Annotated in this window: 9 protein-coding genes; 2 read left to right on the top strand and 7 right to left on the bottom strand. The window is 65.6% G+C overall.

Annotation, left to right across the window (positions count from 1 at the left end; genetic code table 11):
- Nucleotides 1–3: 3 nt before the first annotated feature.
- The 3 genes from A3AS_RS0110435 to A3AS_RS0110425 are packed head-to-tail and all read right to left on the bottom strand — an operon-like array spanning nt 4 to nt 4,520.
- Nucleotides 4–315 (bottom strand): DUF3240 family protein, encoded by a 312-nt coding sequence (locus A3AS_RS0110435; RefSeq protein WP_018317539.1) that lies wholly within the window; start codon nt 313–315, stop codon nt 4–6.
- Complete coding sequence (locus A3AS_RS0110430; RefSeq protein WP_018317538.1) at nt 312–3,386, bottom strand: efflux RND transporter permease subunit; 3,075 nt, start codon at nt 3,384–3,386, stop codon at nt 312–314. Before A3AS_RS0110430 ends, A3AS_RS0110435 begins: the two co-directional genes overlap by 4 nt.
- Complete coding sequence (locus A3AS_RS0110425) at nt 3,387–4,520, bottom strand: efflux RND transporter periplasmic adaptor subunit (RefSeq protein WP_049814845.1); 1,134 nt, start codon at nt 4,518–4,520, stop codon at nt 3,387–3,389.
- 221 nt (nt 4,521–4,741) lie between these two features.
- Between A3AS_RS0110425 and A3AS_RS43380 the strand changes: the two genes are divergently transcribed.
- Nucleotides 4,742–5,215 (top strand): hypothetical protein, encoded by a 474-nt coding sequence (locus A3AS_RS43380; protein ID WP_157644252.1) that lies wholly within the window; start codon nt 4,742–4,744, stop codon nt 5,213–5,215.
- Nucleotides 5,216–5,327: 112 nt separating this feature from the next.
- Here A3AS_RS43380 and ppx read toward each other — a convergent pair whose 3' ends face one another.
- From ppx to A3AS_RS0110395, 4 genes are all read right to left on the bottom strand, one after another.
- Entirely contained in the window at nt 5,328–6,830 is a 1,503-nt protein-coding gene (gene ppx / locus A3AS_RS0110415) for an exopolyphosphatase (protein WP_026201867.1), read from the bottom strand.
- Nucleotides 6,831–6,845: 15 nt separating this feature from the next.
- Entirely contained in the window at nt 6,846–9,038 is a 2,193-nt protein-coding gene (locus A3AS_RS0110410) for an RNA degradosome polyphosphate kinase (protein WP_018317534.1), read from the bottom strand.
- Between the two features lie 157 nt (nt 9,039–9,195).
- A complete protein-coding gene (locus A3AS_RS0110400) occupies nt 9,196–9,873 on the bottom strand; it encodes a DnaA ATPase domain-containing protein (RefSeq protein ID WP_018317532.1) in 678 nt (225 codons plus the stop codon).
- Nucleotides 9,874–9,965: 92 nt separating this feature from the next.
- Nucleotides 9,966–10,508 carry a CDP-alcohol phosphatidyltransferase family protein gene (locus A3AS_RS0110395; protein WP_026201866.1) on the bottom strand — a complete coding sequence of 181 codons (543 nt, stop codon included), beginning with the start codon at nt 10,506–10,508 and terminating at the stop codon, nt 9,966–9,968.
- Nucleotides 10,509–10,665: 157 nt separating this feature from the next.
- Between A3AS_RS0110395 and purM the strand changes: the two genes are divergently transcribed.
- Nucleotides 10,666–11,739 (top strand): phosphoribosylformylglycinamidine cyclo-ligase, encoded by a 1,074-nt coding sequence (gene purM / locus A3AS_RS0110390; RefSeq protein WP_018317530.1) that lies wholly within the window; start codon nt 10,666–10,668, stop codon nt 11,737–11,739.

The following is an 11,739-nucleotide window of genomic DNA, read 5'->3' as shown; positions in this document are numbered from 1 at the left end:
CGCTCAGTCGATCGTGCCGAGTTCCGTCACGGGTATCGTCCAGAAGACCAGCTTGGTTCCGGCGAACGAAACCCGCAGACGGTCGAGCAAGCGGCCGGCATCACTGCTCGACAGAACCACTTGCACGACGGCCTGATCGGCGTGGCCTTTCACGCGTTCGGCGGCCGTATGCAAACGGATCTCAGTGCCGTGACCGGCTCCGTGCGATGCCGTGAATCCCGAAACCAGGTCGGTCTGCTCAGCGAGATAGTCGAGCACCTCCTCGCGCAGGAGATGCGGCACAATCAGCGTCAGACAGACCGGCTGCTCGATCATTTGGCCACCTTCGATGATCCGCCATAGCGGCGATACAGGATCGGCAGGAGAATCAGGGTGAGCAGGGTGGAGGACAGCAGTCCTCCAATTACGACGATTGCGAGCGGTCGCTGCACCTCGGATCCCGGGCCGGTGGCGAACAGCAGCGGGATCAAGCCGAGCGCCGTGATGCTCGCGGTCATCAGCACGGGGCGAAGCCTGCGCATGGCGCCTTCGACGACGATGCGATCCTCGGGAAGGCCGTGGGCGCGGAGTTGATTGAAGTAGGAGACCAGCACGACGCCGTTGAGCACGGCGATGCCGAGCAGCGCGATGAATCCGACCGAAGCCGGCACCGACAGGTACTCGCCCGTCACGACCAGGGCGAAGACGCCCCCGATCAGGGCGAAGGGAATGTTGACGAGCACCAGCAGGGCCTGGCGGATGGCACCGAATGTTGTGAAGAGCAGCACGAAGATCAGGCCGATCGCGACGGGGACCACGACGGATAGGCGCGCGGCGGCGCGTTGCTGGTTCTCGAACTGCCCGCCCCAGGTCAGCCGGTAACCGCTGGGCAGCGGGAGTTCGGTCGCGACCTTCTGGCGGGCCGCTTCGACGAAGCCGACCATGTCGCGACCGCGGACGTTGGCGCGCACCACACTCATGCGGGCGCCGTCCTCGCGGTCGATCTTCACCGGGCCGTCCACGCGCTGGATGCGGGCGACCTGCGACAGCGCGACGTGCCGTCCGGAGGCGAGCGTGAGCGGCAGGCTCGCCAGCAGCGTCGGCGCTTCCCGCGTCGTCTCGCTGCCCCGGATGAGGATCGGCGTGCGGCGTCCGTCCTCGAGCGCGGTCCCGATGGTCCGGCCCTCGATCTGCGTCCGCAGCGAGTTGACGATGGAATCCACCGTCAGGCCGAGGCGGCCGGCCTCCATGCGGTTGACCGCAACCGTGTAATATTGAGCGCCTTCGTTCAGCGTGGTGTAGACATCCTCGGCACCGTCGATGCTGGACAGGATCGCCGACAGCTTTGCCGCGGTTTCGTTCAGCTTGGCGATGTCGGGGCCGAAGATCTTGACGGCGACGTCACCGCGCACGCCGCTGATCATCTCCTGCACACGCATGTCGATGGGCTGGGTGAAGCTGAGCGAAATGCCGGGGAAGCCGGTGAGGACCTCGCGAAGCTTCTGCAGCAGGGCCTCGCGATTGTCGGTCGCGCGCTCGGCGGCCGGCTTGAGCACGAGGAACGTGTCGGTCTGGTTGGGGCCCATGGGGTCGAGGCCGAGCTCGTCGGACCCGGTTCGCGCGACGATGCCGGCAATATCAGGCACGGCCAGAAGCGCGGTCTGCAGCCTTGCATTCATCGCTAGCGACTCGTCGAGGTTGACGGACGGAAGCGTCTCCACGCTGACGATGACGTCGCCTTCGTCCATGGTCGGCATGAAGGTCTTGCCGAGCTTGGTATAGGCGAAGCCCGCCGCGACGAGGCCGATCAGTGCCACAGTCATCACCTTGCGCTCGTTGTTGAGCGCCCAGGTCAATGCCGGCGCGTAGACCCGTTGGGCCGCGCGTACCAGCACGGGATCGCGATGCGATGCAGATTTGAGCACGAAGGAGGTCGCGACCGGGATCACTGTGAGCGCCAGAAGCAGCGACCCGCCCAGCGCGAAAATGATGGCCAGCGCGACGGGGATGAACAGCTTCCCCTCCAACCCCTGCAGCGTCAGCAGGGGGACGAACACGATGATGATGATGAGCACGCCCGAGGCGACCGGTTCCAGAACTTCGCAGACCGACCGGTAGATCAGGTGGATCAGCGGAGTGGCCTTGCCCGGCTCGTGCTTGCCGAGGTTCCCGACGATGTTCTCGACCACGACCACCAGCGCGTCGATCAGCATGCCGATCGCGATCGCAAGTCCGCCGAGGCTCATCAGGTTGGCCGACATTCCCACCACGCGCATGACGATCAAGGCGATGACGATGGCAAGCGGCAGGCTGAGAGCGATCACCAGCGAGGCCCGCCAGTTGCCGAGGAAGAGCAGCAGAAGGACGATGACGAGGGCGGTGGCCTCGCCGAGGGCCCGCACCACGGTGCCGACGGCGCGGTTGACCAGGCGGCTGCGGTCATAGAACACGTTGATCGACACGCTCTTCGGCAGCGAGGGTTGCAGTTCCGCGAGCCGAGCACGCACGTCACGGATGAGCTGACCCGCGTTGGCGCCGCGCAAGCCGAGGACCAGTCCCTCGACGGTTTCGCCGCGGCCGTCCGCCGTGACGGCGCCATAGCGGGTCAGCGTCCCGACTTTGACGCTCGCGACGTCGTTGACCAGGATCGGCACGCCCTCGCGGGTGTCGACGACGATCGCCTTGATGTCCTCGCTCGAGCGGATGCTGCCTTCGATCCGGACCAGGGCGCTGTCCTCGCCTTGGTTCACCCGCCCGGCGCCGTCGTTGCGGCTGTTGGCTTCGATGGCCCGGCGAAACACATCGTAGGTGATGCCGCGCGCGGCCAGCGCATCGTTGCGCGGCACGATCTCGAAGGCGCGGACATAGCCGCCGAGCGCATTGACGTCCGCAACGCCGGGGACGGTCCGCAAGGCCGGGCGGATCACCCAATCAAGCAGGGTGCGGCGTTCCGCGAGCGACAGCTCGGGACTGTCGATCGTGAACATGAACATCTCGCCGAGAGGGCTCGTGATCGGCGCCAGACCGTCGCTCACCCCGTCGGGGAAATCGCGCGAGATGTTCGACAGCCGCTCCGAGACCTGGTTGCGCGCCCAGTAGATGTCGGTGCCGTCCTCGAAATCGACGGTGATGTCTGCCAGCGCGTATTTCGTGGTCGAACGAAGCACCTTCTTGTTCGGCAATCCGAGCAGTTCGAGCTCGACGGGAACGGTGATGCGCTGCTCGACCTCTTCGGGAGTGAGGCCCGCCGCCTTCATGATGACCTTGACCTGAACCGGCGAAACGTCAGGAAAGGCATCCATCGGTAAGCCGGGCAGGAGGACAGCGCCGGCGCCGATCACCAGCAGCACGCCGAGCATGACGAACAGTCGCTGCGACAGTGCAAACGCAACCAGGCGCCGGAGCATTTACTGCCCCAGTCCGGAGAGGATGCCGCGAAGCGCCGAAATGCCGCCGATCGCGATCTCATCCCGATCCGAGACGGCGCCCGCTACGACCACATGGTCCTGATCTTCCGCAAGCAGCTTGACCGGCACCAGCCGGAAGCCGCCGTCAAAGGCGACGAAGACCGACGTTTGCTCGCCCCGCCGGACCAGCCCACTGTAAGGGATCTCCCAGGCGCTTTCGCCGGTCGAGAGAAATCCGATGCGGGCCGCGGTGGTCTGGCCGGGATGCAGCTCGCCGTCGTTGGGGACTTCCGCGCGAACCAGAATGGTCTGGGTGGCAGGATCGATGGTCTCTGAGACCAACACGACCTTGCCCGGGGTGGAATAGCCCTCGATCTCGACTTTCGCGCCGGTACGGATCGCTCGAATATTGGCGGCAGGGACCGCGATTTCCGCCCATAGCGGCGAGAGCCGCGCCAACTTGACAAGCGGTGCGGATTGTTCGAGCCGCTGCCCTGGTGACACCGCGAGCTCGACCACGGACGCGGCTTGCGGGGCATTGACCGTGAGCGTCCCGCTGATCGCCGCTTGCTGGGCCAGCCGGGAGATTGCATCGTCGGACATCCCGCTCAGATGCAGCATCTGACGCCGTTCGGCGACGACGAGGGCGGCCTGGCGCGCTTCGGCCTGGCTGGCTTCGAGCACGCGTTGCGGCACGGCCTTGCCTTCGAACAGATCCACGTTGCGATTGAGCTGCTGGCTGGCGAGGTGCTCCTGCGCGATCGCGTGCAGATAGTCGCGTTGCTGGGAGACGAAGCTCGGACTCTCCAGTGTGACCAGCGGCTGGCCGGCCATGGCGCGGTCACCGCGCCCGACCAGGAGATTGGCGACCATGCCGGCCACCGGCGCGCTGACGACCCACAATTGCTGCGTCGGGATGACGATCTGGACGGGATAGGGCAGCGTCAGATCGGTCCCGCTCGCGACAGGATGGGTGACGCGGACGCCGAGATTGCGCGCCTGCGCATCGCTGAGCTTCACCTCGTCCTGTGCATTCGGCGCGGAGGGCCAAAGACTCAATACAAGCGCTAGGAGAGCACGGGCAGTCGCGCTCCGAGCGGGGCTCAGACGGAAAATCCCATAGGGCAGTTGCATGGCGGAAGTCGTCCGGAGCGCAGCATTTGTATCTCGCTAACGCCGGCGCGACGGTGGTGGGTTGATGTGCATCAAGCGCGCTTGGCCTGCGCAGGATATTTTTGCACGAGGCGCGCCGGAGATGGCATCGATCCGGCTGTGGGCCGAGGTGGGCTCCGGGTGGTTTGCTTATCGCGGGGCGCAACAGCCAAGGCTGTTCTGAACTACGCAGGAGCAAAGTCGTGAAATTGAGCAGACTCTTGTGCACACTGCTGGGCAGTGTTATTGCGGCGCTTGCTCTCGTGCAGCCCGCGCTTTCCCACAGTGGAACGGCGCAGGATCCTTGGAGCCCCGCGCACATTGACATGCTCCCGGACGAAATCCGCGCAGACGTGCAGAAATGGAACGCTACGTGCGGGGGCTCGATAGCGGCCGCCCAACATTTTGCGCTCTATCTGACCGTGCCACGCGCCGAGTTCGTGGCCCTTCACTTCGACGATTTTCAATGCCGCAGCAGAGCCGTTCTTTGCAATTCCGCGGGATGCCTTCACGAAGTGTATGTCGCGACGGCCGGCCGATACCGCCGCGTGCTCACGGTGCGCACCTATGACATCCGACTATCATCCGTCAACAACCAGGCCTTCGTCGAGCTCCTCGACCGCAACGGAACCAGCCGGAAGCTGCGCTGGAATGGCAGCCGATTCGTCGCGAAGTAGAAGTAGATGTCGCTGCAGATGCCTGTCGCTTGCACCTGTCTCGTTGCGCTTTAGTTTATTGTTAGAGCATGATCTTTTCGGAGAACCGCTACGCACTTTTCCGGATCATGCGTTAGCGCCGCACGATCGAGCCGGCGCGGCTGACCAGGCGGGCGAGTGCGCGGAAGCGGCTGCCGACGCGGTCGGCGACGAGGTCGCCGAGGCGATGCTCGAACACCAGCATCAGCTTGCGGCCCTGGCTGCGGAAATGCGTGGCCGGCAGCACGCCAGGGCGCGCCGCCGAGATCAGATGCGCGACGCGGAACGCAGCGCCCAAGAGGCGCGCGCGCTCGAGCTGCGCCGGCGTCAGCAGCTCCTGCATGGTAACCGGCGGCTGGTTTTCCTCGCTCAGGCCCGCATAGCGATAGAACACCGACAGGCCGACGAAGGCGCGCTCGGTGTGGGTGATCGCGCCGAAATTGCCGTTGACGACAAGGCTCAGCGTCTGCTCGCCGCGGTGATCGGGATGCACGCGCCAGCCGATATCGGACAGCAGGCACGCGGTGTGGCGCAAGCGGCGGTCCTCCTCGGTCTCGCGCAGCTTCACCACGCGCGCGAGGCGGTCGGTCCAGGCGATCAGCTCGTGGGCGTGCTTGGCCGAGCGCGACAGCAGCTGGTTCAGCTCTTCCGCGGCGCAGATCAGGCCGTCCTTGTTGCGTTCCGGCTCCGACAGCTTCTCGTGCAGCAGGCCCTCGCGCACGCCGAAGGTCGAGAACACGATCGTCTTCGGCTTTGCCACCCGGATGATGTGCTCGAGCACCAACGCCGCATAGGTGAGGAGCGGTCGCCGCGCATCGGCGACGATCTCGATGTCGGCGAGCATGTCCGCTGCCGCAAGCCGACGCAGACGGCGCGAAAAGTCGAGCGCTTCAGCCGCGGTCAGGGAATAGCCGTGCATCACCTGGAGCGGATAGCCGCTCTGGATGATGTGGATGCGCGCCAGCGCACGCCAGGTGCCGCCGACCGCATAGAAAGTGCGGCCGCGGCCCGCGGTGAGCTGTGGCACCTCGTCGATCGCCTCGCGCACGATGCGGTCGGCGCGCTTGAGCGATTTGTGCGCGAGGTCCTGGAGCGCGAGCCCGCCGAGCGGCAGCGTCACGCCGCTACGCACGCTGTTCCTGCGCACGTCGATCAGTTCGAGCGAGCCGCCGCCGAGATCGCCGACGATGCCGTCGGGATGATGGATGCCCGAGATTACGCCGAGCGCCGACAGCCGCGCCTCGCGCGGACCCGATAGGATCTCGATCTTCACCGCGCAAATGCGCTCGGCCTTCGCGATGAAGTCGGGGCCGTTGGAGGCGTCGCGGCAGGCCGCGGTCGCGATCGCGAACACGCGCCCGACCTGCATCACGCGGCACAACGCGCGAAAGCGCCTCAACGAGGTCAACGCCTTGTCGACGGCGTCGGGCGCGAGCAGGCCGGTGCTCTGCACCTCGCGTCCGAGGCCGCACAGCGTCTTCTCGTTGAAGATCGGAATGAGGCTCCGCGTCAGCCCCTCGTAGACGACGAGACGGACCGAGTTGGAACCGATATCGATGACCGCGACGCTCGAGCCGCGCTTGCGCGGCCGCTTCACGCCGAACATCCCCGATCAGGATTGATGGCGTTCGTTCCGGCGCGTAAGACGACGCGGCGAGGATTCCTTGAGCGACTTTCCACGGCCAGACAGACTCGGATTTGTCATGAAGTAGTTGTGGACGTTGAAAGGCTCTTCGCCCTTCGCGGTCTTCATACGCGTTGAGGACCCGTCCGGCAACAATTGCCAGCTCTGCTCATTGTCCTTGAGATTCGCGACCATGATCTGTTCGAGAACCTGCTGATGCACCGTGGGATTCTGCAGCGGACACAGCACCTCGACGCGGCGGTCGAGGTTGCGCGGCATCATGTCGGCGGAGGAGATATACACAGCCGCTTTGGCACTCGGCAGACCCTGGCCCATGCCGAAGCAGTAGATTCGGCCGTGTTCCAGGAAGCGTCCGATGATCGATTTGACGCGGATGTTCTCGGACAGGCCGGGAATGCCGGGGCGCAGGCAACAGATACCGCGCACCACGAGCTCGACCTGCACGCCGGCCTGGGAGGCCTCGTAGAGCGCGTCGATGATGTCGGGGTCGACCAGCGCATTCATCTTCATCCAGACCGCGCCGTGGCGGCCGTGGCGCGCATGCGCGGTCTCGCCCTGGATGTGCTCGATGATGCGCTTGCGCAAGGTCAGCGGCGACACCGCCATTTTTTCCAGATCGCTCGGCGCGGCGTAGCCGGTGATGAAATTGAACACGCGCGCGGCATCGCGGCCGATGGTCGGATCGGAGGTGAAGTAGGAGAGGTCGGTGTAGATGCGCGCGGTGACCGGATGATAATTGCCGGTGCCGGTATGGACGTAAGTCGTGAGGCTGCCGCCCTCGCGACGCACCACCATCGAGAGTTTTGCGTGCGTCTTCAGTTCGAGGAAGCCGTAGACGACCTGCACGCCGGCGCGTTCGAGATCGCGCGCCCAGCGGATGTTGGCTTCCTCGTCGAAGCGCGCCTTCAGCTCGATCAGCGCGGTGACGGATTTGCCGGCCTCGGCGGCTTCCGCCAGCGCGCGCACGATCGGCGAGTTGTTGGAGGTGCGGTAGAGCGTCTGCTTGATCGCGACGACATCGGGGTCGCGCGTCGCCTGCTGCAGGAACTGCACCACCACGTCGAAGGATTCGTAGGGGTGATGGACCACGAGGTCCTTCTGCCGGATCGCGGCGAAGATGTCGCCGCCATGCTCGCGCACGCGCTCGGGATGGCGCGGCACGTAAGGGGTGAATTCGAGGTCGGGCCGGTCGAGGCGCGTGAGCTGCGAGAGCTCGTTCATCGCCTGCACGCCGTCGACCAGGAACACCTCGTCGTCGGCGGCCGACAGCGCGTGCTGCACGAAGCTGCGCAGCTCCTCCGGCATCTTGGCATCGATCTCGAGCCGGATCACCGACCCGCGGCGGCGGCGCTTCAGCGCGGTCTCGAACAGGCGGACGAGGTCTTCGGCCTCTTCCTCGATTTCGAGCTCGGAGTCGCGGATGATGCGGAAGGCGCCCTGGCCGTGCAGATTGTAGCCGGGGAACAGGCGGTTGATGAACAGGGCGGTCGCCTGCTCCAGCGAGATCAGCCGGACCACCTTGCCGTCGGCCGGCAGGCGGATGAAGCGGTCGATCTTGCCGGGCATGCGGATCAACGCGTTCATCTGCTTGCCGTCGGCGGCGCGCGTGAGCTGGAGCGCGATGGTGAAGCCGAGGCTCGGGATGAACGGGAAGGGGTGGGCCGGGTCGATCGCCAGCGGCGTCAGCAGCGGGAACACGTTGCTGAGGAAATAGTCCTCGATCCAGGTCCGTTCCGCCTTGGTGACGTCCTTGCCGTCGACCAGGACGATGCCGACATCGGCCAGAGTGCCGCGCAAATCGCGCCAGATCGCCTGCTGGTCGGAGGCGAGTTCGGAGACGGTGCGGTTGATCAGGGCGAGCTGCTCGGATGGCGTCAGGCCGTCGGGGCTGCGTTCGGCAATGCCCTCGCGCACCTGCGCCTTGATTCCGGCGACGCGAACCATGAAGAACTCGTCGAGGTTATTTGCGGAAATCGACAGGAATCGCACCCGCTCCAGCATGGGATGGCTGGGATTGACCGATTCCTCCAGGACGCGGCGGTTGAAATGCAGCCAGGAAAGCTCGCGGTTGATGAATCGCTCGGGACTCGATGCGATCGCCGGCAGGCTTTCGGTCTCTGGGGCTTTTTCTTTAGTTTCAACAGCTTGCGCAGAGTCCATCAGAAGTCGGTCCATCCAGTTCGCCCCAATTTGCGACTTATGCGCAAAACCGGCCGGAGCATGTGTTAGAGCGATGACGTTTCGATGACATTGATGTTCCGCCGCTTCGCCGCGTCAAGCGGGCTCGCGTAGGCCTTGGGCGCGGCCGCGCGACCGATCAAGCGTCCCGCAGTAGCTCGGCGGCCAGCGCCCGGGTGACCGGGCGGCCAAGTCGCAGGGCTTCGCTGTCGAGCAATTCCACGGCTTGGCGGGCGGCGGCCGAGGACCGCTCCAGGCGCGTGGCGAGGTAGCCGACTACGCTCTCGTCCACGGTGAGCTGGCGGTCGGCGCAGAATTTGACGATCAGGCCGCGGAAGAGCTGGTCGTCGGGCGGCAGCAGCGCGACCACCGGAACGGCGCGCAGACGCGAGCGCAGGTCGCGAAGCTCTATCTCCAGCGAGGCCGGCACCTCGCGTCCGGTGAACAGAATGTAGGCGCCATCCTCGCGGGCGAGGTTCATCAGGTGGAAGAGGGCGCGTTCGTCAAATTCCCTGGCCTTGAGATCCTCGACCACCAGCGCACCTGTGGCGAGCGTGCCCGGAACGCCCGCAGCGGTCAGCGCATTGGCCGTGGTGGAGCGGGCGCCGGCCTCCTCGGCCCAGATCGCGCCGAGATGGCTCTTGCCGCTTCCTTCCGGGCCGGCCAGCCACATGATCCGGTTCGGCCATTCCGGCCAGCTGTCGATCAGGCCGAGGCCGGCTGCATTGGCCGGTCCCTCAAGGAAATTGTCCCGGCTGAGGCTCTCCGCATGCGGAAGTGAAAACGCCAATTGTCGGGGGTGAACGCGGCCTGGCACGCTTGCTTTGCTCCATGCCGGCGCGCCGGCGTCATTTGAAGAGGTCGGACGTATCGAGCGGGAGTTGGCCTTTTACGGGGCCGCATCCCCTCTCATTTGGCCTCGATCGTACTCATGTGCCGCAGCCACTCGACCAGATAGAGCGACACGGAGGAGAGCGTGAAGACCGTGACGAAGCCCATCAGGATGATATCATAAGGGGCCGGCTTGAAGCCGAAGGCAAGCGCCGCCAGCACGAGCGCCGCGAACGCCACTTGTGCAACCGTGTTGAGCTTGGACACTTTCGACGGCTTCATCTCGACCGGCCGGTCGAACAGCCAGGACACGATCACGGCGGCGACGATCATGATGTCGCGCGAGACCACCAGGATCACGATCCAGCGCGGAATTGCGCCCCAGATGCCGAGCGCCATGTAGATCGAGACCAGCAGCGCCTTGTCCGCGAGCGGGTCGAGCAGGGCGCCGAGCTCGCTCGTCATGTTGAAGCGCTTGGCCAGGAAGCCGTCCACGGCGTCGCTGATACCGGCGATCAGGAAGACGGCGAACGCGACCTCCATTTGGCTCGACACGATGGCCCAGACGATGATCGGGACCAGCATGATGCGGCCCAGGGTAATGATGTTCGGAATACTCACGAAAGCGCTTCCCGGCACCCGGTCTGACCTCGAATCCGGCCTCTCGGGAGGCTGAACCGGTTGATATCTCTACATAGTATACGGCGGTGCGCCATGCGAGCCATTGCGCGTCCCCGGAATTCGACGTAACCAGCCGCGAACCCACTGGAAATCGGGCATGACCGACCGCAAAAACGGCCTCACTTACGCCGATTCAGGCGTCGATATCGATGCGGGCAACCGCCTGGTCGACCTGATCAAGCCGATGGTGCGCGCCACCGCACGGCCGGGCGCCGACGCCGAGATCGGCGGTTTCGGCGGCCTGTTCGACCTCAAGGCGGCCGGTTTCAAAGATCCGGTCCTCGTGGCCGCGACCGACGGCGTCGGCACCAAGGTCAAGATCGCGATCGAGACCGGCCTGCATGGCGGGATCGGCATCGACCTCGTCGCCATGAGCGTCAACGACCTCGTGGTGCAGGGCGCCGAGCCGCTGTTCTTCCTGGATTATTTCGCTTGCGGCAAGCTCGATCCGGAGGCGACGGCCTCGATCGTCGCGGGCGTCGCGGAGGGCTGCCGCGAATCCGGCTGCGCCCTGATCGGCGGCGAGACCGCCGAGATGCCCGGCTTGTACAAGGACGGCGATTACGACCTCGGCGGCTTTGCCGTCGGTGCCGCGGAGCGGGGGACGTTGCTGCCGCGCAAGGACATCGCGGCCGGCGACGCCGTCATTGGCCTCGCCTCATCGGGGGTGCATTCGAACGGCTTCTCGCTGGTGCGCAAGATCGTGGAACAATCGGGCCTCGGCTTCGAGGCGCCGGCGCCGTTCGCTCCGGTCATGACCCTTGGCGGCGCGCTGCTGACGCCGACGAAGCTCTACGTCAAATCCTGCCTGCGCGCGATCCGCGAGACCGGCGCGGTGAAGGGCCTTGCCCACATCACCGGCGGCGGCTTCACCGACAACATTCCGCGCGTGCTGCCGAGCAACCTCGGCGTCGGCATCGATCTGGCCCGCCTGCCGGTGCTGCCGGTGTTCAAATGGCTGGCGGCGCAGGCCGGCATCGCCGAGCTGGAGATGCTGCGCACCTTCAACTGCGGCATCGGCATGATCGCGATCGTCGAGCCCGACAAGGTCGACGAGGTCGTGCAGGTCTTCACCGACGCCGGCGAGACCGTGGCGCAGCTCGGCACCGTGATTCCGGCCGAGGGCGAGCACCGCGTCGTCTATAACGGCCATCTCGACATGGCGCCGTGA

The sequence above is a fragment of the Bradyrhizobium sp. WSM2793 genome (genome assembly GCF_000379585.1).
Taxonomy (GTDB): domain Bacteria; phylum Pseudomonadota; class Alphaproteobacteria; order Rhizobiales; family Xanthobacteraceae; genus Bradyrhizobium.
This window is presented reverse-complemented; position numbering and strand designations above follow the sequence as displayed.

Coding starts and splice junctions, on each gene's coding strand:
- A3AS_RS0110435 (WP_018317539.1), bottom strand. CDS start 315: ATGATCGAGCAGCCGGTCTGTCTGACGCTGATTGTGCCGCATCTCCTG.
- A3AS_RS0110430 (WP_018317538.1), bottom strand. CDS start 3,386: ATGCTCCGGCGCCTGGTTGCGTTTGCACTGTCGCAGCGACTGTTCGTC.
- A3AS_RS0110425 (WP_049814845.1), bottom strand. CDS start 4,520: ATGCAACTGCCCTATGGGATTTTCCGTCTGAGCCCCGCTCGGAGCGCG.
- A3AS_RS0110410 (WP_018317534.1), bottom strand. CDS start 9,038: ATGGACTCTGCGCAAGCTGTTGAAACTAAAGAAAAAGCCCCAGAGACC.
- purM (WP_018317530.1), top strand. CDS start 10,666: ATGACCGACCGCAAAAACGGCCTCACTTACGCCGATTCAGGCGTCGAT.